This is a genomic window from Sediminibacillus terrae, assembly GCF_009602435.1.
Lineage (GTDB): Bacteria > Bacillota > Bacilli > Bacillales > Amphibacillaceae > Sediminibacillus > Sediminibacillus terrae.
The window spans coordinates 45,544-66,702 of sequence record NZ_VZDQ01000027.1; the positions used below are offsets into that span (position 1 = coordinate 45,544).

Consider the following 21,159-nt stretch of genomic DNA (forward strand, 5'->3'; position numbering starts at 1 on the left):
CCTTTAAAGCCTGTCATCCAGGTAATCTTCCAATTCAGCGGGAAGCGACTGGAGCACGTTGCCGTTCAGACTGTAAACCGTGCCATTGTTTCGTACCAGCCGTGCAGCCTTGAGTACTTTCAAATGATGATGGACGGTGGTTTTTCCCATCCCCAATCGATTCGTCAACTCTTGGAGTGTGTGCTCCTTTTCTCCGAGCATTTTCACTATTTTCAGCCGTTGCTCATCGCCCAGTGCTTTGTGCTTGAGTACGAGAAATTGATCCGGTATGTAAGGGTCGGCAGAATGAAAGCTTTGGTTGGAAACCGGATAATAAAAAATTTTATGTCCAGCAAGGTCCGCTTCTACGTTCCAAGGACGATACACTACATGAGGAATCAGCAGAACAGTATGGACACTGGGCTCCGGCAAATAGTGGATCCCCCCAGTCGCCCAAGTAACAAGTTCTTCTGGATGCTTTCTTCTCCGCATCACCTCTTTCGCAGCTGCATCCACCGTTAAAACCGTGCCGATTTGGTCTGCTTCAGGTTGGATGACCGTCCGATACCAGCCTTCCATGACAGAATAAAGATGGGACCGTAGAAAGTCGATATCGGTTTGACAAATAAATTGAATGTAAGCGGGAAAAAAGGTGTGGTCCTTGGCCGCATTTTTAAGCGCTTGGACAGATTCTTGGTTACCTTCCGCCGCTTTTTGAACATCCGCCTGATAGGCTTGTCCAAGAAACGGCAGACAGGCAGCTTTAAGGTCGACAGCAGTCAATTCGGAAATGTTTTGGAGAAATGCCTCTATAGACGGATAATCCTTCAGATGCAGAAGCTGCAGCAGAGCTTTCCAGGTATTATGTCTTTCGGCCAATTCAAGCTGGGAAAGCATGTCTGAAGATAAAGCCGTTTTGATATGATTCCATTCAGACTCCTTTTTCTCCAAACTGCTAAGCAATGGTGTGTTGGTGATGGCTGCAATCCCGAGTGCACACTCCCATAATAAAGAATGTTTTACTTCGACTTTATAGGTTTCTCTGCTTCGTCCACTTGTTTGAATAATTTCCATTGTCGCCCCTCCGAAAGTGATCTTTTTCTGTATACTATATTAATAGTATAAACAATTCAATAATTTTAGAATATGTTTTTCGTTTTTTTCGAAGGGAAATTGGGAAGAAGATAGTTTAAATCGTAAGGAAAGCAGGTGAAACCATGCATGGATGGGAGGGAAGGCACGACCCTTGTCAAAATGAGCAGTTAATCAGCAAATACCTTCCAGGTAACATTCATCCGGCACAAACGGCCTCTACAATTAAGCGGCAATATTGGCAAATCCAGTCCCGCTCCCAGCTGTCTAGTTGCGAACCACAAAGCAACCAATCATTGGGCCAATGGTTGATTGCAGGCTTGAAAAGAATCGTTTCGCAAAAGGCAATCCCCGGGCGAACGAACCAGGAACCAGTGTTTGAAAACAAACATTCTGTCTATCCCAATTGGAAAATAACACTGGATGCACAGCATGACGTGCTTTTAAGACGTATAGAGCGTGAGGTTGACGTGACAGCCTACGGGGCAGTTGGAGACGGGATGACGGATTGTACAAAGGCATTTCAAAGAGCAATCGGAAATGGCAGCGTGAAGGTGAATGTGCCTGCTGGTTGTTATGTGGTGAAAGGAATCAAACTTCCTTCTTATACCTTTCTTCAGGGAGCGGGAAAGGGAAAAACGATCCTCAAGCTGGCAGACTCAGCGCCGAAATGTACAAGGCTGCTCACCAATGCCAATCATTTTCTCGGCAACAGTCATTTGTATGTGGAAGGGCTGACACTTGATTGGAATGTCGAAAGGCTGAAGGGAGACGAGAAGACAAGCTTTGGAAACAATTTTTCCAGTTGTTTGACTTATGCCCATGTGTTATACGGCTGGGTAAGACAAGTGGAGGCAATCAATCCTGGGCTTCATGGCTTCGATATTTCTTCTGTCTATTACAACTATGCAGGAGACGGGTTCCGCGGAAGAGGGGAAAGCAGTTATATCTGGCTGGATCAATTGACCGGCCGCGGATTTGGAGATGATGGAATTACCACCCATCACAGCAGGAAGATTCTCATCTCCAACTCTCATATGTACGATCCGGGCGGACGTTCTCATCGACCGGGATATTCCAATTCGAATGGATTCGAAGTGGATGATGGTTCCCAACATGTTTGGCTCGTGAACAATTCATCGGCAAGGTGTTTCGGCGGCGTGGAAGTGAAGGCGCATGCCAATTCTTCTGCGGCCATGCATATCATTATTGCGGGACATTTATCCATTCATGATAACCGCTCCTATAATTTTCGACACATCGGCCACCATCACCGTGAAGAGCCACATTCCAAGACGGCGGAGGGAATACTGGCTGTAAACCTGGTTTCAGTTCGTCCTGTTTATTCCAAACTGTATCGTAATTCTTCGCCGCGTGCCCTGGTGGTTTCCGGCTACCGTAACGTCGGGATAGACAACTTGATGGCAATAGGAGACCCGGATTATGCTTATCAAAGCAATCCGGTCATCGCTGTACAGTACCGGGCAGACAACGTTTGGCTGAACAATATTTATGTAAAAGACTTTGTGAAGGCTGGTGCAGACGTGCAGTTGTTCGGCGGCAGCAACCATGCTGGAAAAGTCGTGCTGGGAAGGGTGGAAAGCGAAAATTCAGCCCGGAAAAGGGTGAAAGTCGGAAAAGAAGTACAGCTTATGTCTTTTAAACAATAGAAATGGAAAGAAAGAGCTTGGGACAAAAGCATAGCGACCAACATAAAAACCGAACGAAGATTCGTTCGGTTTTTGTCAAAAAAGCAAACCATTCTTATCTTCCTCTTATGAATCGTGTTCCACTCCGGCAAGGTACTTCGCTTTCCGCGGGCACGGCTTCAGCTAACTTGGTAAAGAAAACCGCTTTACCAAGTGGATCTTCAGCTCGCGCCCTGCAATTTCTGAAGAATAACAAACCTCCCCCGCTAATTTTTCGTCTTCGTCCTAACACCGATAAAAGAATACGGTTCTATTCATTTTGTCCTGATAGGCAGAAATCAGACCACGAAAACGTAGCGTAGTATCTTGTCGTAACGATACGAAACTCGTATCAAACAACAGGAAAAAAGAAGTTTTTCGAATTCACAAGCAAAAACCAATTCGCTCTGTTTTTACTTTGGTGGCCATGTTTTTATCCCGGCCTCTTTCTCAGTGCTGGTACACTTCCTTCCTGGCCAAGAATTCCTTGACCAGAGGAACCGCTTCTTCCGTGCTTGACGCATGTATTGTATGACTGTCGTGTTTGTTGGCTGAATAACTATAAAGCGGATCATAATAATATTCCAGCAGCAGTCTGGTGGCTTGACCGTAGTCCGTGTTTTCCAAGCTGGTCTCGATTTCGGCTGCGACCGGTGTATGAATTCGACGTTTGATCCGTTTAAATGCTTCGAGGGCTTCCTCGTGATGGTCCCAGGGTTGATAATCATCCAGAATGTTTCTCACCCGCTCCTCGATAGGGATGTCGATGAACAAGTGTGTTCCGTGCTCTTTCTTTTCCACCATGAAATCAGGCAATACTGCTTTTCCTATACGCTTGCTTTCAGCCTCCATGACAACATAGGGGGCTTGCTGCACCTTCAATAGCTGATGAAGCAGAAGGGATTCGAATTTTTTTTGTTTATTTGGTTCTAAACCGATCTGTCCGAAAATCGAACCACGATGATTGGCCATTTTTTCAAAATCGAGAATGGCGTAACCGTCCTCTTCCAGTTGTTCCAGAATCATCGTTTTTCCTGCCCCTGTGTAGCCATTGAGCACGATAGCTTGAGGAGTAAACGTAAACGACTCCAATGTTTTGACTACCCATTGACGGTAGGAACGGATTCCTCCCTGAAGGCGGTTCACTTTGATCCCCATTAAATCCACCATCGTCGCAGCGGTCTTACTGCGCATACCGCCCCGCCAGCAGAATACTGTTTTATCTGTGTTTATTGCTTGAAACGCCTTTATGAACTCTGGAAGCTTGGCCGAAACAATCTCTACACCACGCTGTTTAGCAGCCTCCTGGCTTTCCTGCTTGTACAATGTCCCGATCTCCGCTCGCTCGTCGTCGTCGAACAGGGGAATGTTGATACTCCCTGGAATCGTCGCTTCGGCAAATTCAGACGGGGAGCGTACATCGATTAACGTATGTTCCTCTGTCTTATGCAAATTGGCGATTTCTTTCCAACTGATATCTTGAAACAATTCCTTCACGCCTCTCTATGATGAACTGGCAAAAAGTCTATTTGATCGAGTTCTCCCTCTATTTTAATGAAAATCAACGGGTTTGTAAAAATTCGGCACTTTTTGCGGTCCATAATACAGAGGGTATATGGAAAAAACAGTATAAAGGAACTGGAATGAAGCACTAAATTATGCATAAATATGGAAATAAAAAAGGTTGGGGAAAAATGAGACAGTTGAGAGAGAACGAATTGTTCAATGACATGGATATGGCGGAACAATACTTACCGATTGTGAAGACGGGATTGAATCCAACGAGCGCTCCAAAAAATATCATCATCATCGGAGCGGGAATGACCGGCCTGGTGGCAGGTTCACTGCTCAAAGAGGCCGGGCACTCGGTAACCATTATCGAGGGAAATGACCGCGTGGGAGGAAGGGTTTATACCGTAAGAGAACCATTTGTCGGAGAGGATTATATCGATGTCGGGGCGATGCGGATTCCTGCCGACCACCGCCTGACGATGGGATACATAGAAAAATTCAAGCTACCGGTAAATCCGTTCATCAATAATTCTCCAGACGACCTCTTGCATACCAATCATGTTACTTTGACTCGTCAGCAGTACGAAAAAAAACCGGATCTATTCGACTACCCGCTTCCGCCTCATGAACAAGGAAAAACGGCGACCGAGCTTTTTCAGAAAGCGGTCGATCCATTTCTGTCGCTTTATGAGCAATCGACCCCGGAACAAAAACGGGAGTTGATTGCCTATTATGATCGTTATAGCATGGAAAATTTTTTGCGGCATAACCCGATTGGACTGCAGCTTTCTTCGCAGGCTGTACGGAAAATAAAAGTACTGCTTGGAATCGAAGGCTTTCCTGAGCTTTCATTTCTCAATATCCTTTCTGATATTGTCGGAACGGTTTTTAACGGGAAAAAGAAATTTTACGAAATCACCGGTGGGAATGATCGGCTTCCAACTTCATTTCTTCCGCTTTTATCAGATGATATTCATTTAGGTGTGACAGCAAATCGCATTATACAGCGGTCCGACGGTGTGACAGTCCACTGTCAGAATGGGCAAGCGGGTAACTTCGAGTGGTATGAGGGGGACTTGCTGCTTACCACCATCCCTTTTCCAGTTTTTCAATTTATCGAAGTGCTGCCGCATCATACAATACGTTTTATGAAGCGAAAGGCTATCCATGAAATGCATCATGTGGCTTCCACGAAAATCGCCATGCAGTTCAAAAACAAGTTTTGGGAGGAACAGGGGCTGCTCGGTTCCAATATTATCAGTGATTTAACGACCAGATTTACTTATACGCCGAGCCATGGAATAGGCACCCCGGGGCCGGGGATTCTACTCGTCAGTTACAGCTGGGGAGAAAACGCCACCCCTTGGGATGCTTTGCCGGAACGGGAAAAAGTCAAGCAGGCATTGCAAGGCCTTGCTAAATTTTTTGGCAATCAGGTGTATGAACAATTTCTGACAAGTTTTGCATTCAGTTGGAACTTGAACCCTTTCTCGGCGGGTTGCTTTACCTTGTTCAAGCCAAATCAAATAACGGAGTTTTCACAAGTGATCAAGGAACCGGAAGGCAGGATCCATTTTGCTGGAGAGCAGACCTCTTCCCATCATGGATGGATAGAGGGGGCGATAGAATCCGGAATCCGGGCAGCACTGGAAATGAACCGGCGTTAAAAGAGAACAATAAACTGACTGAAGGTGCAGTTCAGCCCCCTCAAGCCCCAAAATCAATGTTCTGTTTGCGCCCTTGCTGGTTCACTTCTTTTTTATGTTTGTTGTAGTAGAGAGATGACGTGTTTGGCGACACCTTTAGTGGAAGCGGGATTTTGCCCCGTGACAACTCGCCCGTCTTTTCTTACACAAGATTTGAACGGCAAGGCTGCCTGTTCATAGTCGGCCCCGTGGGTCTTCAATTTTTCCTCTAAAGAGAAAGGCAGATACTTGTAAAGCATCATTGCTTTTTCCTCCCGGTCGGAATACCCGGTTACTGTTTTTCCAGCAAGGAGATACTCGCCATTCGTCAGTTGAAGGTCATAGAGTGCACTTGGTCCATGGCAGACTGCCGCCACAATCCCTCCATTTTCATAGATTGCCCGGGTAATGTCTTGCAGTTCCTGGTTTTTCGGGAAATCCCACATGGTCCCGTGTCCGCCGGCAAAATAAATCGCTTCATATTCAGCCGGGTTTATTTGTCCTGGTGAGTAGGATTGCTTCAACCATTCCATGAAAGTTTGATCGTTATAATAATTGCGGAGCTGTTTGCTGACTAGCAGCTCCGTTAAACTGCGGGGATCTATCGGAACTTCGCCGCCGGAAGGGCTGACAATATCGACTGTGAATGTATGTTTAACCCGATGATAAAATTTAGTGAACTCGCTTAGCCATAGTCCGGTTTCTCTCGAGGGGTCACCTAGAGCCTTATGATTGGTGACGACCATTAAAATTTTCTTCATGTTAATCCTCCTCCGCCTTATGGGTCTACAGACAACTATATTATTCCACATACACCGTTGCCTTAATCGGAATTCCTGAATCCATGGCGCCTGTGCAGTACGATTCTTTCCCGAAAGTAAAAAGGGATCGACAAATTGTTACGTTCCATCCCTTGATTTATTGGCAAAATGCTTTATAATGATAATGATTCTCAATTAAATGATTGTCTTTGAAAGCGTTTGTTTTACATAGTGGTTGAACGGGAAATAGCCGCAACACATTTACAGGAATAAAGGTAAGTAACACGGGTATGGAGCAGATTCGATAAAGGAGTTTTTTCGATGGCAAGTGACAGTGAATTGTATGATGTAACGATTGTCGGGGGAGGCCCGACGGGATTGTTCGCTGCATTTTATAGTGGGATGCGACAGATGAAAACGAAGGTGATAGAGTCCGGCCGGCATCTTGGCGGGAAGGTTGCCCAGTTTTACCCGGAAAAGTACATCTATGATGTAGGAGGAATTCCGCGTATATCCGGTGAAGACCTGGTGCGACAAATGAAAGAACAAGCAGGGCTTCATGACCCCGAGATGGTTTATAATCAGTATGTTACAGCTATTGATAAACAGGAGGATGGGACTTTCATTTTAAGCACCGAATCCGGAGAAGCTCATTATTCGAAAACGGTAATCCTTGCGACCGGATTTGGCATCTATGATCCTGTTCGTCTAACAGCAGGAAACGCATCGAAATATGAAGGCGTCCAGCTGCATTACTCGTTGAATAATAGGGAACAACTCAGCGGAAAAAATGTCCTGATTGTTTCGAAAAACAGAGTCGGCATTGACTGGGCGCTCGCCTTGGAGGGACAGGCGGAAAAAGTGATCCTTGTAAATGAATCAGATGAATTCCAGCATGTCGGACAGGGTGATGAAGAACGGCTGGCCCAGTCTACGGTAGAAGTCAGACTGCACCATGAGGTACTCGAACTGATGGAACAAGATGGCTGTCTTCGCAAAGCAAAGCTGGTCAACAAGGAATCAGAAGAAGAAACTCTGGAGACTATTGACCAGGTTCTCGTTTATCAGGGAATTGAGTTTAAAGCCGCCCCGTTTAAACAGTGGAATCTGGCTGTTGAAAAAAGTAAAATCACTGTAGATGCCGGCATGGCAGCAAATGTAGCAGGGATATTCGCCGCTGGAGATGCCGTACATTATCCGAGAAAGTCGATGCTGATCGCATCCGGCTATACAGAAGCATGCACGGCGGTGAATAGTGCCAAGTTTCATATTGATCCCAAAGCAAGTGCGCAGGTTTACAGTACAGTAGAATACAAATACAGGGAATGATATTCCGGGCTGTCCCCCTTTGGAGAATCAGTCCTTGGTGTATAGGCAGGATTCACTGTCATGTTTCTTCGTTGCACAAAAAATCTTCACTTTGACCTTGCAGCTGACCCTGGATAACAAAATTGGATAAAGAAGCGGACGGGATGTATCGTTTGTGAATGAGTGATCATACTAAAGGGATACTTTATACAAAGCAAAAAACCGAACGAATTCGAATGCTTAGCAATCGAATATTGTTCGGTTTTGGCTTTGTCCCAGCTGCTTTTTCAAAGACAGAAAAGTAACAATACCGACTGATTGTCAAAAGAATCCCTTTGTTTTTCTTGTTCGGAAGAAAAAGTTGCGTATTATTGAAGAATCAGTCGTTGAATAAATCGTGGCTAATCAGAAGCAGGATCATCCGGACGTTTGCCTCGCTTCAATTCATAGATGCTCAGTCCGAAGTCCATCTGCAAGTGGGGATAATCCTTGAATCGCGTCCAATCGCCACCCCATTCGAAACCCAGCTTCTTGGCGATTTCGACGACTTCCATCCAATCTGATTCCCCGTTGTCGTTTCCGTCATAGTTCATGTCCCAAATAGCCCTGCCATTTTCGTTTTGCAGGGCGAAATCAATGGCCAGTCCGTAGTTGTGATAGGATTCTCCTCCTTCAGCATAGGTGACAATGTCCCCCTCTTCTGAACGGCCTTGCTGGTATAATTCATCCTGTCGTTCTGCAGTGCGGAAGCCCTCGGTAATGATGATGGAGATCCCTTGGTCCTCCGCCTTTTCAACTAATTGGTCTTTTTTCTCTTCAACAATGGGATGCAGCTCTTCAGGCAACTCGCCATTTTCTACAAGGTCTTCATCCTGGGGCTCAAACTCCAGATTTTGATTTTCTATATAAAATAGTATAAACAGGACGCAAGCCGTCAGTATGATCAACCATACTAATATATTGACTTTCACCTATCCTATTCCCTTCGTTGTCTAAAATTGTCTTTTCTCTGCTCAGGTGTACATAGGAAAGACTACCATAATTCGAATAAAGCCGACAACCATTGCACTTGCTGAACAAATTGTTTCCTTCGCTCGCTTCCCGGGTACTTATACCATAGTGATAAACGAGAAGGAGGATTTTGCATGTATCCGGATCTGTCGGGGAAAACAGCCATCGTTACAGGATCATCAAAGGGAATCGGTCAAGGGATCGCTGTGCGGTTTGGAAGGGAAAAGATGAACGTCATTGTCGATTACCACACCGATCCAAGTGGTGCAGAAGAAACGGTGCGTTTGATTAAGGAACAAGGCGGCGAGGCCTTGGCAGTGGAAGCCGATGTCTCCCGGGAAGAAGGGATGCGTCAGTTGATCGATGCCGCGATCCAACGCTTCGGGTCTATCCAAGTGATGGTGAATAATGCCGGATTCAGTAATGGATGTCCTTCGCATGAATTAAGTCTGCAGGATTGGCGACGTGTGCTGGAGGTCAACTTGACCGGGGCTTTTATCGGTTCACGTGAAGCGATCAAGTACATGCTGGACCATGAAATCAAAGGAAGCATCATTAATATTTCCAGCGTACACCAGCAAATCCCGAAAGTTCATAATGTCCATTACTCTACTACTAAGGGTGGGCTGAAGATGATGACAGAAACACTTGCCCTGGAATATGCCGGACGCGGTATCCGGGTCAATGCCATAGCACCGGGAACCATAGAAACACCGGCAAATCCCGCGGAGGAAAAAGAAGGGGAAAAGAAGGACGCGACTTTGCAAAAAATACCGATGAACAAAATAGGCAAGCCGGATCAGATTGCGGCAGCCGCCGCCTGGCTTGTTTCTGAAGAAGCTGGATACGTTACCGGGACCACGTTGTTCGTCGATGGAGGCATGACCCTGTATCCTTCACAACTGGAATAGACGAAGTGCTAATGTTTTCCAAATCACGAAATGTCGTTTGCCTCTCATCTGAAAAAGGAAAAGAAGACTAGTTGCTGAACAGGAAGGGTGAAATAAATGCTACGGACCATCTTGATGATTATTGGAGCTATAGTAGTGATAAGTTTCATTATCTCACTACTGTAATTCGGAAAAATGGGAAGGGAAGCTTGGTAAACAGGTCTTCCCTTCCCATTTTTTTAGCACTTTTGCTATATTTTTTGTAAGTCCTGCAAAAATAGCTAAATTTTTCAGAATAGAATAAATATATTGAAACCTTTTAAAAAAGCTATTATAGTTGTTAGAAAGAAAGAGGGAGGCATACATAATGGAAAAAGATTTACGAATCAAAAGCAAAGTGTTCAGCGATGACCCCAAACGGGCGCCAAACCGGGCGATGCTTCGTGCGGTAGGGGTGACGGATGAAGACTTTAAAAAACCGATGATCGGCGTGGCCAGCACTTGGAGCGAAGTGACGCCTTGTAACATCCATCTTCACGATTTAGCAGTAAAATCCAAGGAAGGGGCTAAGGAAGCCGGAGGAGTTCCTTTGGTGTTCAACACGATCACGGTATCGGATGGTATCTCGATGGGAACGCAGGGAATGCGGTATTCACTGCCGAGCAGGGATGTCATTGCGGACTCGATCGAAACGGTCGTGGGAGCGGAGAACCTCGATGCCTATGTAGCAATTGGCGGCTGTGATAAAAATATCCCAGGCTGCATGATTGCCATTGCCCGTTCTGAAGTTCCTGCTGTGTTTGTCTATGGAGGTACGATTTCACCAGGCTTCCATCGAGGACAAAAGCTGGATATAGTGTCCGTGTTTGAAGGAGTCGGCCAGCATAACAACGGCGATATCAACGATGAGCAGCTTCACGGGATTGAATGTCACGCTTGTCCGGGGGCTGGTTCTTGCGGCGGAATGTACACCGCCAACACCATGGCGACTGCAGTGGAAGCAATGGGAATGAGTCTGCCGGGCAGTTCTTCAAATCCGGCGGAATCGGAAGAAAAGCGTCAGGATTGCACGGAAGCAGGAAAGGCAGCTTACAAGATGCTGGAACTGGGAATTTATCCGAAAGACATCATGACAAAAGAAGCATTCGAAAATGCCATCACGGTTGTCATGGCTCTTGGCGGCTCTACCAATGCTGTCCTTCATTTGTTGGCGATTGCCCATTCCATCAAGGTCGACATCACCATCGATGATTTTGACAGAATCCAAAAGAAGGTCCCTCATGTTGCCGACTTACGACCGAGCGGAAAATATGTAATGGACGATTTACACAAGGTCGGCGGTGTTCCAGCTGTCATGAAGTACCTTTACGAAGCTGGTTATTTGCACGGCGATTGTATGACCATCACAGGAAAAACGGTAGCGGAAAATGCAGCGGAAGCACCTTCCTTAAAAGAAGGACAAGAAATTATTACGCCGATCGACAAGCCGTTACGTGAAAACGGGCCATTGGTCATTTTAAAAGGAAATTTGGCTCCTGACGGTGCGGTAGCCAAGGTTTCGGGAGTGAAAGTGAAACGACATACCGGTCCTGCCCGTGTTTACGACACCGAAGAAGAAGCAACAGAAGCAGTCATCAACAATGAAATTAACGAGGGCGATGTACTGGTCATTCGCTATGAGGGTCCGAAAGGCGGGCCTGGTATGCCGGAAATGCTTTCCCTCTCGGCTATCTTAGTTGGAAAAGGGTTGGGCGAAAAGGTGGCATTGTTGACAGACGGCCGTTTCTCTGGTGGGACACATGGCCTGGTTGTCGGCCATATTGCACCGGAAGCTCAATCCGGAGGACCTATTGCTTTGTTGAAAGAAGGCGATATTGTCACGATTGATTCGGATAAGCAGGAAATCGTGATGGATGTTTCAGAAGCAGAATTGGAGCATCGCCGTAAGCAATGGGTGGCACCGCCGCTCTACAACAAAGGTGTACTTGGCAAGTATGCACACACGGTTTCTTGTTCCTCGAAGGGTGCAGTCACCGATCATTTTGAATAAAAAAACACCGGTTCCGATTGGGGAGCCGGTGTTTTTGCGTCAGGAACGCTCGTAGACACAATTGCCTCGGAAGTAGGTGGCTTTCACTTGCAGATGCTTTAAATCGGCTGGATGTATCTTGGCTGGATGATCAGATAGGAGGACAAAATCTGCCTGGTAACCAGATTTCAGTTTTCCTTTTTTGTTTTCATGAAATTCCAACCATGCTGGTGTTTCACTATAAGCACGGAAGATAGCGTCAATTATAAGTTTTTCCTCGGGTATCCAGCCACCCTCTGGTTTGTCCTTTTCGTCGGTGCGATTCACTGCTGCAAATATATTCATCAATGGAGCAAGTGGGCCAATCGGCGAATCGGAACTTCCTGTAAACGGAATTTTCAATTGATGGACGGTTGCCCAGGGATTGCAGAAGCGTTCTCTTTCTTTCCCTACCCACTCAACCGTCTGGTCGTGCTCTTCCATGATAAAGCCTGGCTGGGTTTCTAAAAATGGCTTGAGCTCTTTGAGCCGTTCCAGTAAATCAGGCGCCAAGACCTGCGCATGAATGATTCGATGGCGCATCCTGTGGGTATCGGTATTTTCCAAAGCGGTTATTGCCTGCTCGACCGCCCTGTCACCAATAGCGTGCATGGTAACTTGCATACCGTTCTGGTCGGCCGTTTTCACCATCTCGTTTAATTCTTCCTGCGGGTATATTAAATTTCCTTTGGTCTCAGGCTTGTCGTGATAAGGCTGTCGCAAAGCGGCTGTATGCAGACGTTGTGTACCATCCAGAAAAATCTTGAATGCACCTACTTTTACTTGCTTTGTTCCATCGCCGGTTCTTCTCCTATTTGCTTCTAAATACGATTGAATGTCAGTGAGCTTGTAAACATAATGATGAAGCTGCACATCGATGTCCAGCTTCCCATCCTTTTCAAGTTGGGTATAAGCATTCCATAACCGTTGATAGTCCCCTGCATAGTTAAGGTCGTCCGTATGGACAGAAGTAATTCCCGTTTTGGAAAGATGGGGGATGGCATCATGAACTGCTTCATAAATTTCCTGTTTGCTCTTCTGACGAAAATGAAATTTGATAAAATGGACGGCGGAATCCTTGAAACGCCCTGTCCAACGTCCATCTTCGTCTTTTTCAATAAACTGGTCATGTCCTTCAGCCAATCCATCATTCTCCTGGATAATGGATAACGCTTTATGATTGACTATGCATTCGTGACCATCGTCATGAAGCAAAAACATCGGTTTTTCGTATTCCAGTTCGTCCAAATCATCAGCAGTCAGCAAGTGATCGAGGTCGGTGAACTGGCTGTCAATAACGCCCCTTCCAATCACCCAATCGTTCTCTTCCATTTCTTCTTCTATAAACCGGTCTTGGATAATTTGCTTCATGTCAGTCCAGCTTGTAACTTGTCGAAGATCCAATTCTTTTTTCATTAAACCGTACCGCAACAAATGTAAGTGGGAATCATTAAAAGCAGGGGCAACAACCAGTTGTCCACCATCTATGGTATGTTCGTCTCGCTCTGTTGCGGTTCCTTTATAGATCCCTGTGATAAATCCTTCTTCGATTTTCATGTGATAGAGGTCATCAGGATTCCCTTTTTCTCCCGGTCTGTATAAACGAATATTATCTAGTATGGTCAAAATCCGTTCCTCCTCTTTCCTTATTCAATTATCTATACCCGCCAGAATATGCCTTGACACAACCTTCCTTTTCCGCAAAGCACAGAGCCCTTTCTCACAAAAATCCCCTGCAATATCAGCTTGTGTTTGTGATATAATGTAGCTTAAATCTTTTGTATGGATTGTCGTTTTAAATAATGTTCTAACGGTTTGTTGCGGCCGTTAGAGTAGTGGTGCATGGCTTGGTTCTAAAACAGTGACTTTTTAGTGGACTGCCAAATATTTTGATTGATTTTGCGGAAAAGAGCAGACTTTTACGTATCCGGCAGTTGGGGTAAACGAAAAATTGATGATTCAACAAATTTTGATAAATGACGACTGAGATGGAGGACATATCATGAATGAAAAAGAATTGGAGATTTTGGAGATTCTTGAAGGAAATGCACGGACACCGTTGGCAACTATTGCCGATATGATGGAAATGGAGAAACACGAAGTCGAAAAAATTGTCAAATCTTTGGAAGAGCGGGATATCATTCTGAATTACCAGGCTGTGATCAATTGGGATCATGTTCCATCCAATGACGGTGTAACCGCGATGATTGATGTAAAGGTGGCACCGAAGCGGGAAATCGGCTTTGACGGGGTAGCTGAACGGATTTACCGCTTTCCAGAAGTGAAAGCAGTCTATTTGATGTCGGGTGCTTATGATTTATCGGTCCAAATTGAAGGGAAAACCATGAAGGAAGTAGCTTTCTTTGTGTCAAAGAAATTATCGACATTGGACTCGGTGCTCTCTACGACCACTCATTTCCTTTTGAAAAAATACAAACATGACGGCGTCATTTTTGAACCGGAGCAGAAGGATAAACGGGCTGTGGTGTCGCCATGAAACAGCTATCTTCCAAAAATTATCTTTCGGAAACAGCAAGAAGCATAAAACCTTCGGGAATCCGGAAATTTTTTGATTTGGCGAATGAAATGGAGGGAGTGGTTTCCCTCGGGGTAGGGGAACCCGATTTTGTAACCAGCTGGAACATTTGTGAAGCGGCTTATGCTTCGATGGAAAGTGGATATACTTCCTATTCAGCGAATGCAGGGCTGTTGGAGCTTCGTCAGGAAATTTCGACTTATTTACAAAAGCAGTTTCAGCTGGAATACAAAGCAGAGAAAGAAATCATCGTCACCACTGGTGCCAGCCAGGCGATCGATATTGCCTTTCGGGCACTGGTCGATCCAGGTGACGAAGTTTTGATAGCGGAGCCTGGCTTTGTAGCCTATGCTCCGATTGTCCAACTGGCGGGAGGCATTCCGGTTCCTGTGCCGACTACGGCGGATAACCATTTTAAACTGACGGTGGAGCAGTTGGAAAGTCATATTAATGAAAAAACGAAGATGGTTCTGCTTTGCTTCCCTAACAATCCAACCGGTGCCACGTTGGACAGAGAAGAGCTGAAGAAGCTGGCAGCGGTGATCCGAAGACACGATTTATTAGTGCTTTCCGATGAAATTTATGCCGAGCTGAGCTACGATCAATCTCATTGCAGTATAGCGTCACTTCCGGAAATGGCAGAAAGAACCGTTGTTATATCCGGTTTTTCCAAAGCGTTCGCGATGACGGGCTGGCGGCTCGGATACTTGGCCGGACCGGAGCCACTGCTGCAGGCGATGTTGAAAATTCATCAATACACGATGATGTGTGCGCCTACAATTGCCCAGCACGGTGCATTGGAAGCGTTAAGAAACGGGCGTGAAGACGTCGATAAAATGGTGGCCAGCTACCGCAGGCGCCGAAATTATTTTGTGAAAGCGAGTAACCGGATCGGTCTGCCTTGCCACATGCCGGGAGGGGCCTTCTATGCCTTTCCGTCCATCCGGGAAACAGGTTTAACGTCGGAACAGTTCGCCGAGCAGTTACTGCAAGAAGAAAAAGTGGCAGTCGTTCCTGGTTCTGTGTTTGGTGCCGGAGGAGAAGGGCATGTACGTTGTTCTTATGCTGCGTCGATGGAAGCACTGCAAACCGCAATTGAACGAATCGGGCGCTTTGTGGAAAAGCGTTTATAAAGAAAAGAGCCGTGCCTAGCTGGCAAGGCTCTTTTTTTAGGGTGGAGGGGAATGGGAATTTGAATTCCTACTATGTGATAAGCGCTTTATAGGTACTGGCGATGTGCTCTTGCAATAGCCTCATCTTGCCAGTAGCCCAAGGAAGAATGCACCCAAAAAAATAATCAGCAAAAAAGACCCCAGTTTGATAAATCCTTTTTTGGTCAAAGCCTTATCCTCATTGACATCGTTGCGAATGAAGAAGTATAACAGTGGAAATCCAATAATAAAAGCAAGCGGGAAAAACCAGCTTTGCATAAGGGACACCTCCTAAAGGAATGGGTTTTAGTAGATTTTGGATAAGACTACCCAGGAAACAAAAACGGTGCAAATCATCAGAGAAGTGAGGATGTTGACTGCCTCTAATCCAGTCAAGTGGATTAAATTTGTTTGTAAGAAAGTAGTCAATACAACGGAATAAGCTAAAAAGGCAAAAAAGGAAAAAAAGATTCCCTTCTGCCGGATAAGCTTCATCCGTTCATCTTTTTGAATGAACTGTGGAAATAAATAGCTTAAACAAAACGCCATGACGGCCATGGCAAGCCATATCAGGTTTTGCGACAGAAAAACTGTATCTCCGGTTAGAATGGCGGCGTCAGCAAGAAAAACGAATAATAACAAATCGACAATACCGATAAATAAGAATGCGAGACGTGAATATTTCATCGTTCCGAACCTCCTGGTTTTGAATCAAACTTACTCCTCTAAAAAAAAGATATTTTCTACGTAGGTATTGAATAACCTGGCAATCTGTAAAGCTAAAGGAAGTGAAGGATTGTATCTGCCTTTCTCGATTGAAATGATGGTTTGTCTAGAAACGCCCAGTTTTGCTGCCAAGCCATCTTGGGAAATCCCATGTTTTTTTCTATACGCCGGTAAATCATTTTTCAACGTTTTCTACTCCCTTCGCTGTTAAACTTATCATAAAGTAAAGTTTCCTTTACGTCAAGCTCACTTTACATTGTTAGCTGAATAGAAGGGTGCATCATGTCAATGCACCCGATACATCATAAAGGCTTAGATCAATCTCTGTCGCTTCTCCCAGCGCTAGTTTAGCAAGTTCAGAGCCGATATATGGACCCATGGTAAGTCCGGACGCCCCAAGTCCGTTCGCGGTCAGCAGACCATCAAATCCAGGAACCGTCCCGATGACTGGAAGAAATCCGGGGGTGAACGGACGAAATCCCACCCTTGTTTCCAAAATCGTGCCATCCGATAATCCAGGTGCAGTTTGCAGGCTCTTGTCGAGGATTTCCTTGATACCGCCGGCAGTGGCCCGAGTATCATAATGCTCGATATCCTCGTGTGTAGTACCGACAATAATCCGGTTTGGATTAAAGGCGAGCAGATAATGGTTGCTTGGCGGCATTACAACCGGCCAGTCAGCGGTTTGTGTATCTGGGAGTTCCAAATGGAGGATTTGGGCTTTTTGAAAGCGGACATTGAACGGGATGCCTGCTTGATTGAATAGTTCCTGGGCCCAGGCACCTGCTGTTACGATCACTTTATCTGCATAAAAAACTTCCTGATCAACCGACACGCCATATGTTTTGTTTTCTTTGAGAACAAGGGAGGCACTTCCATTTATTCGATGGGCACCGTGTTTTTCAGCTGCCCGCAATAAAGCACTCAGCAGTAAACGGCCATCGACACGAGCGGCTCCGCTGACATGGACAGCCCCCATTTCTCCTGAAAGTGGTGGGAACAAAGCTTGAGCTTGCTCTGCTGAAAGTTGGCTGATTTCCTCCATTTCCGGAGCATCCTCGCGGCGTTTCAGCGCCCGTTCTTCCATTGCATCCAGTTTTTTTGGATCATGATGAAGGCTGATTGCTCCTGCTTTTGTGTATCCGGTATTTGTTTCTCCATCGGATTTTAATTCTTTGATCAATTCGGGGTAATAACGGGCGCCGCCTTTGGCAAGCTGATACCAGGCCTTATTCCTTCTCTGGGATAACCAGGGACAGATAATTCCGGCGGCTGCATCAGTAGCCTGGCCGGCATCCTGCCTATCGACGATCGTCACTTGAGCCCCGGCCTTTGCGAGTCGGTAGGCAGTTGAAGCTCCTAGTATGCCGGCTCCGACTATAATGAATTTTTTCATTCTATCATCCTTACCGTTTATTGTATGTCATTTAAAATATATCAGACAAATTCCCACTGCAAAAGGAACACGCTGAAAGACCGGATGTTTTCATGTTCAACATTCAAAAATCATCATAGTGCGCCATAGCTCCCACATACTTATTAACTAGTTTTGCTTCACAGAGGAAAGATGGAATGCCATTGTGCTGCTAACTGCCCGGAATTGCCGGATAAAGTCCCAATACCCAAACGTTCGTTCTTTCTGTAAAATAAAGTAAATAGCAATTTTTATAGACAAAGGTTGTTAGATGGGAGAGGAGGGCTTCTTTATAGAGTAAGCAAGCCAAGTCCATATCATTAGGGGGGTTATCTGAATGGAGGAAAAGTCACTGTATCAGTTAACGACTGAGTCTAGGAGTAACCCGTCCGCCTTGGTAGCCATTCTCGACGCATTTGAGCCAAAAGTCAAGAAATCCCTTTACCAGACAGAAGAGAAAAACAGGGAAGATATGTACCAGGATTTACAGTTGAAAATGGTAGAAGCCGTAACCAGTTACGATATATCCACCGTTCCCGGATTTTTCGACTTTCAAGTTCAGGTAGAGAGCAACATTGTTTGAAAAAATAATGACAGGGAGGCGATGATAATGAATTCTTTTGACTTTCCGCTTTGGGTCACTTTGTTGGGGAATTTCGGTTTTCCTATCGCAGTCACTGTTTATTTGTTCTTCCGCTTTGAACGAAAAATTGAAAATCTGGAGACAGTGATTTACGAGCTCTCGACCAAGCTATCCCGAAAATAGAGATGCTCATCCCGTTTTCAGGGAACCAGGAAGGGGGGATTAATTGGTGAAAGAACATGAAGATCCCTGTACGTCCGAGGTGAAAAAGTATATAGATGAACATCAGGAATTCCTCAACAACACGATTGTTTCCACTTTTTTGAAAGATCAGGATAACTACCAGTTGTTCGTCCAGACCATTTGTTACCCATCCCAAGCCAACACGAAAAAGTTAGATGATAAATTCCGCGCATACTACTTTAATATCAGACTGACCACTTTTCTCTCTAATACCCTACATTTCAATGCCATAAATTATGATAAAAAATACAAAAATGTTAAAATGCGAAATCAGCTCATCCTTGACTCCCCTCTAACAGATGATTCCGAGTACACGTTAAAAGATGTAATCGAAGACAAACAGCAAGTATCCAGTCTGGAAGCGATGTTTTCCAATGGCCGGGATTATTCTCTTGAGGATTTGGTTGTCGATGAAAGGCTTTATCAGGCAATCGCCAATTTGACAGAGAACCAGAAGAAAATACTCAACTTGGCCTATGTCCATGAGCTAAGTGACACGGAAATAGCGACAGTGATGAAAAAAACCCAACAGGCTGTGTCGAAAAGCCATAAAAAAGCATTAAAAAGATTGAGAAGATCACTGAATGAAACAGGATACCTTGGAAATGGAAAAGGAAGTGGATAGGTGTTGTTGAATCAATATAATCATTTCCCCTCCTTCATCATCAACTGTAAAAGAATGGGCTTGGAAGACTGCCGGGAGGGGAAAGTGAATACTGGCCTTGCAAAAGGGGACGAGTTGCTATGTGCGTACAGCACAGGACGAGTCCCCTTCTTTTATATATTCAATTCTCGAAATTCCGAGATAATTTCCCGTGTGGCAAAAAATGCACGCTGAAGCTTGTTTCAGCAATATTTTCACACGGTTAGGGAATAATTCACTTGTAAGGTTTAATTGTTTTACAAAGCGATCTTCGGCGGGGTATAATCACATCTGGACAACAATTCCGATAAACATACTGGGGGTTTAAAATATGAAAAAAATAAGTGCATGGCTGATTTTCATCGGCCTGATTGCTGTTTTGGCAGCATGTGGAAGCAATTCGGAGGGAGATTCCGGGGGCGACGAAAATAATGGCAGCTCGGACAGTGGCTCTGAATCGTCTGCGTCCCTATATGATCAGATCATGGAAGAAGGAGTCATTACGGTAGGAACGGAAGGCACTTATGCCCCGTTCACTTTCCATAACGATGAAGGTGATTTGACCGGTTATGATGTGGAAGTTATCCGGGAAGTGGCGGACCGGATGGGAATCGATGTAGAATTTGAAGAAACGCAATGGGATTCCATGTTTGCCGGCTTGAATGCTGAACGCTTTGACGTGATTGCAAACCAGGTTGGAATTAACGAAGATCGCAAACAAAATTATGATTTCTCCAATCCATATACGTATTCCTCTGCGGTAGTAGTCGTCCCGAAAGATAATAACAATATCACTTCTTTCGAAGACTTGGAGGGCAAGCAATCTGCACAGTCCTTGACGAGTAATTATGGTGAAATTGCCGAGGAAAATGGCGCGGAACTTGTCAGCGTTGAAGGGCTGGCACAGTCCATTGAGTTGATCAAGCAAGGCAGAGCCGATGTCACGGTGAATGATAAGCTGGCTGTATTGGATTATATCAACCAGCAAGGTGATGAAAGCATCAAGATAGCTGCGGAGCAGGAAGATGTTTCGGAATCGGCATTTGCCTTCAATAAAGGAAACGAAGAATTAGTGGAGGCTGTCAATGAGCAGCTGGAAGCGATGAGAGAAGACGGAACCTTAGCGGAAATCTCCAAAGAATGGTTTGGTGAAGATGTCTCTTCTCAATAATGTTTTGTTGACAATTACCGGAGACATGGGGGGCTGGGAGCTCTTTAAAAACTCCCTGCTCCCGATGATCACCGGAGGAATTAAGTACACCGTCCCTCTGACACTGATTTCCTTTGCAGTTGGATTGGTATTGGCCTTGTTGACCGCAATGATGCGGTTATCCAATTCCAGGTTTTTAAGGGCGCCTGCCATCGCATATGTGTCCGCGATCCGTGGGACGCCTATGCTGGTGCAATTGTTTATCGTGTTTTATGGTATGCCCAGTTTAAATATTACAATCGATCCGTTTCCGAGTGCGATTATTGCTTTTTCCTTGAATGTCGGGGCCTATGCATCTGAAATTATCCGTGCATCTATTCTATCGATTCCAAAAGGCCAATGGGAAGCAGGTTATACAGTCGGCATGTCCCATTCTACTACCTTGAAGCGGATCATTCTTCCACAGGCGGCAAGAGTATCGATTCCGCCGCTGTCCAATACGTTTATCAGCCTGGTTAAGGATACATCGCTTGCCTCGTTGATTCTGGTGACCGAGTTGTTTCGCCGGGCGCAGGAAATAGCCGCAAGGACGTACGACTTCATGCTGATATATGTGGAAGCTGCCATTCTGTATTGGGTGATCTGTTTCTTGCTGTCACTCGTCCAGGAAGCAATCGAAAGACGACTTTCACGTTACACGGCAAGGTAGAGAGGAAGGT

The 21,159-nt window shown here is 45.4% G+C and carries 21 protein-coding genes; 12 read left to right on the top strand and 9 right to left on the bottom strand.

Going from position 1 to position 21,159, the window contains the following annotated elements; all coding sequences use genetic code 11:
* Positions 1-3 precede the first annotated feature (3 nt).
* Entirely contained in the window at positions 4-1,053 is a 1,050-nt protein-coding gene (locus F6X55_RS17070) for an ArsR/SmtB family transcription factor (RefSeq protein ID WP_153464906.1), read from the bottom strand.
* 143 nt (positions 1,054-1,196) lie between these two features.
* Here F6X55_RS17070 and F6X55_RS17075 point away from each other — a divergent pair, with 143 nt between their 5' ends.
* Entirely contained in the window at positions 1,197-2,741 is a 1,545-nt protein-coding gene (locus F6X55_RS17075; RefSeq protein WP_153464908.1) for a glycosyl hydrolase family 28-related protein, read from the top strand.
* Positions 2,742-3,209: 468 nt separating this feature from the next.
* Here the strand turns inward: F6X55_RS17075 and mnmH are convergent, their stop codons facing one another.
* Positions 3,210-4,247 carry a tRNA 2-selenouridine(34) synthase MnmH gene (gene mnmH / locus F6X55_RS17080; protein WP_153464910.1) on the bottom strand — a complete coding sequence of 346 codons (1,038 nt, stop codon included), beginning with the start codon at positions 4,245-4,247 and terminating at the stop codon, positions 3,210-3,212.
* 206 nt (positions 4,248-4,453) lie between these two features.
* On the opposite strand from mnmH, the gene F6X55_RS17085 reads away from it, so the two are divergent.
* Positions 4,454-5,938 (top strand): flavin monoamine oxidase family protein, encoded by a 1,485-nt coding sequence (locus tag F6X55_RS17085; protein WP_153464912.1) that lies wholly within the window; start codon positions 4,454-4,456, stop codon positions 5,936-5,938.
* Between the two features lie 92 nt (positions 5,939-6,030).
* Here F6X55_RS17085 and F6X55_RS17090 read toward each other — a convergent pair whose 3' ends face one another.
* Positions 6,031-6,717, bottom strand: coding sequence for a type 1 glutamine amidotransferase domain-containing protein (locus F6X55_RS17090; RefSeq protein WP_035427269.1), 687 nt, complete (start codon positions 6,715-6,717; stop codon positions 6,031-6,033).
* A 321-nt stretch (positions 6,718-7,038) separates the two neighbouring features.
* Here F6X55_RS17090 and F6X55_RS17095 point away from each other — a divergent pair, with 321 nt between their 5' ends.
* Complete coding sequence (locus tag F6X55_RS17095) at positions 7,039-8,046, top strand: NAD(P)/FAD-dependent oxidoreductase (protein ID WP_153464916.1); 1,008 nt, start codon at positions 7,039-7,041, stop codon at positions 8,044-8,046.
* A 380-nt stretch (positions 8,047-8,426) separates the two neighbouring features.
* Here the strand turns inward: F6X55_RS17095 and F6X55_RS17100 are convergent, their stop codons facing one another.
* Entirely contained in the window at positions 8,427-8,996 is a 570-nt protein-coding gene (locus tag F6X55_RS17100; RefSeq protein ID WP_153464918.1) for a M15 family metallopeptidase, read from the bottom strand.
* 174 nt (positions 8,997-9,170) lie between these two features.
* On the opposite strand from F6X55_RS17100, the gene F6X55_RS17105 reads away from it, so the two are divergent.
* Positions 9,171-9,947, top strand: coding sequence for a glucose 1-dehydrogenase (locus F6X55_RS17105; protein WP_153464920.1), 777 nt, complete (start codon positions 9,171-9,173; stop codon positions 9,945-9,947).
* Positions 9,948-10,293: 346 nt separating this feature from the next.
* Positions 10,294-11,976 (top strand): dihydroxy-acid dehydratase, encoded by a 1,683-nt coding sequence (gene ilvD / locus F6X55_RS17110; protein WP_153464922.1) that lies wholly within the window; start codon positions 10,294-10,296, stop codon positions 11,974-11,976.
* Between the two features lie 39 nt (positions 11,977-12,015).
* Here ilvD and F6X55_RS17115 read toward each other — a convergent pair whose 3' ends face one another.
* On the bottom strand, positions 12,016-13,620 hold the full coding sequence (locus tag F6X55_RS17115; protein ID WP_237648700.1) for an amidohydrolase: 1,605 nt from the start codon (positions 13,618-13,620) through the stop codon (positions 12,016-12,018).
* 376 nt (positions 13,621-13,996) lie between these two features.
* Between F6X55_RS17115 and F6X55_RS17120 the strand changes: the two genes are divergently transcribed.
* Together F6X55_RS17120 and F6X55_RS17125 are read left to right on the top strand one after the other, a co-directional pair.
* A complete protein-coding gene (locus tag F6X55_RS17120) occupies positions 13,997-14,491 on the top strand; it encodes an Lrp/AsnC family transcriptional regulator (protein WP_026571506.1) in 495 nt (164 codons plus the stop codon).
* Entirely contained in the window at positions 14,488-15,663 is a 1,176-nt protein-coding gene (locus F6X55_RS17125; RefSeq protein WP_153464924.1) for an aminotransferase, read from the top strand. Before F6X55_RS17120 ends, F6X55_RS17125 begins: the two co-directional genes overlap by 4 nt.
* Positions 15,664-15,783: 120 nt before the next feature.
* Here F6X55_RS17125 and F6X55_RS17130 read toward each other — a convergent pair whose 3' ends face one another.
* The 4 genes from F6X55_RS17130 to F6X55_RS17145 form a co-directional block, all read right to left on the bottom strand.
* On the bottom strand, positions 15,784-15,960 hold the full coding sequence (locus tag F6X55_RS17130) for a DUF3976 domain-containing protein (protein WP_152525498.1): 177 nt from the start codon (positions 15,958-15,960) through the stop codon (positions 15,784-15,786).
* Positions 15,961-15,987: 27 nt separating this feature from the next.
* Positions 15,988-16,368 carry a permease gene (locus F6X55_RS17135; RefSeq protein ID WP_153464926.1) on the bottom strand — a complete coding sequence of 127 codons (381 nt, stop codon included), beginning with the start codon at positions 16,366-16,368 and terminating at the stop codon, positions 15,988-15,990.
* Positions 16,369-16,398: 30 nt separating this feature from the next.
* Positions 16,399-16,593 carry a helix-turn-helix transcriptional regulator gene (locus tag F6X55_RS17140; protein ID WP_026571503.1) on the bottom strand — a complete coding sequence of 65 codons (195 nt, stop codon included), beginning with the start codon at positions 16,591-16,593 and terminating at the stop codon, positions 16,399-16,401.
* A 94-nt stretch (positions 16,594-16,687) separates the two neighbouring features.
* Positions 16,688-17,803 carry an NAD(P)/FAD-dependent oxidoreductase gene (locus F6X55_RS17145; RefSeq protein WP_153464928.1) on the bottom strand — a complete coding sequence of 372 codons (1,116 nt, stop codon included), beginning with the start codon at positions 17,801-17,803 and terminating at the stop codon, positions 16,688-16,690.
* A gap of 355 nt (positions 17,804-18,158) precedes the next feature.
* On the opposite strand from F6X55_RS17145, the gene F6X55_RS17150 reads away from it, so the two are divergent.
* From F6X55_RS17150 to F6X55_RS17170, 5 genes are all read left to right on the top strand, one after another.
* A complete protein-coding gene (locus F6X55_RS17150) occupies positions 18,159-18,404 on the top strand; it encodes a helix-turn-helix domain-containing protein (RefSeq protein ID WP_026571501.1) in 246 nt (81 codons plus the stop codon).
* 27 nt (positions 18,405-18,431) lie between these two features.
* Positions 18,432-18,587 carry a YvrJ family protein gene (locus tag F6X55_RS17155; protein ID WP_081704461.1) on the top strand — a complete coding sequence of 52 codons (156 nt, stop codon included), beginning with the start codon at positions 18,432-18,434 and terminating at the stop codon, positions 18,585-18,587.
* Positions 18,588-18,633: 46 nt separating this feature from the next.
* Positions 18,634-19,272 (top strand): sigma-70 family RNA polymerase sigma factor, encoded by a 639-nt coding sequence (locus tag F6X55_RS17160; protein WP_026571500.1) that lies wholly within the window; start codon positions 18,634-18,636, stop codon positions 19,270-19,272.
* Positions 19,273-19,621: 349 nt separating this feature from the next.
* A complete protein-coding gene (locus tag F6X55_RS17165) occupies positions 19,622-20,461 on the top strand; it encodes an amino acid ABC transporter substrate-binding protein (protein WP_026571498.1) in 840 nt (279 codons plus the stop codon).
* A complete protein-coding gene (locus F6X55_RS17170) occupies positions 20,445-21,149 on the top strand; it encodes an amino acid ABC transporter permease (protein WP_051381979.1) in 705 nt (234 codons plus the stop codon). Before F6X55_RS17165 ends, F6X55_RS17170 begins: the two co-directional genes overlap by 17 nt.
* Positions 21,150-21,159: the final 10 nt, after the last annotated feature.

Coding starts and splice junctions, on each gene's coding strand:
- F6X55_RS17105 (WP_153464920.1), top strand. CDS start 9,171: ATGTATCCGGATCTGTCGGGGAAAACAGCCATCGTTACAGGATCATCA.
- F6X55_RS17120 (WP_026571506.1), top strand. CDS start 13,997: ATGAATGAAAAAGAATTGGAGATTTTGGAGATTCTTGAAGGAAATGCA.
- F6X55_RS17155 (WP_081704461.1), top strand. CDS start 18,432: ATGAATTCTTTTGACTTTCCGCTTTGGGTCACTTTGTTGGGGAATTTC.
- F6X55_RS17130 (WP_152525498.1), bottom strand. CDS start 15,960: ATGCAAAGCTGGTTTTTCCCGCTTGCTTTTATTATTGGATTTCCACTG.
- F6X55_RS17070 (WP_153464906.1), bottom strand. CDS start 1,053: ATGGAAATTATTCAAACAAGTGGACGAAGCAGAGAAACCTATAAAGTC.
- F6X55_RS17135 (WP_153464926.1), bottom strand. CDS start 16,368: ATGAAATATTCACGTCTCGCATTCTTATTTATCGGTATTGTCGATTTG.
- F6X55_RS17150 (WP_026571501.1), top strand. CDS start 18,159: ATGGAGGAAAAGTCACTGTATCAGTTAACGACTGAGTCTAGGAGTAAC.
- F6X55_RS17170 (WP_051381979.1), top strand. CDS start 20,445: ATGTCTCTTCTCAATAATGTTTTGTTGACAATTACCGGAGACATGGGG.
- F6X55_RS17145 (WP_153464928.1), bottom strand. CDS start 17,803: ATGAAAAAATTCATTATAGTCGGAGCCGGCATACTAGGAGCTTCAACT.
- F6X55_RS17125 (WP_153464924.1), top strand. CDS start 14,488: ATGAAACAGCTATCTTCCAAAAATTATCTTTCGGAAACAGCAAGAAGC.
- F6X55_RS17075 (WP_153464908.1), top strand. CDS start 1,197: ATGCATGGATGGGAGGGAAGGCACGACCCTTGTCAAAATGAGCAGTTA.
- F6X55_RS17095 (WP_153464916.1), top strand. CDS start 7,039: ATGGCAAGTGACAGTGAATTGTATGATGTAACGATTGTCGGGGGAGGC.
- ilvD (WP_153464922.1), top strand. CDS start 10,294: ATGGAAAAAGATTTACGAATCAAAAGCAAAGTGTTCAGCGATGACCCC.
- F6X55_RS17165 (WP_026571498.1), top strand. CDS start 19,622: ATGAAAAAAATAAGTGCATGGCTGATTTTCATCGGCCTGATTGCTGTT.
- F6X55_RS17085 (WP_153464912.1), top strand. CDS start 4,454: ATGAGACAGTTGAGAGAGAACGAATTGTTCAATGACATGGATATGGCG.
- F6X55_RS17090 (WP_035427269.1), bottom strand. CDS start 6,717: ATGAAGAAAATTTTAATGGTCGTCACCAATCATAAGGCTCTAGGTGAC.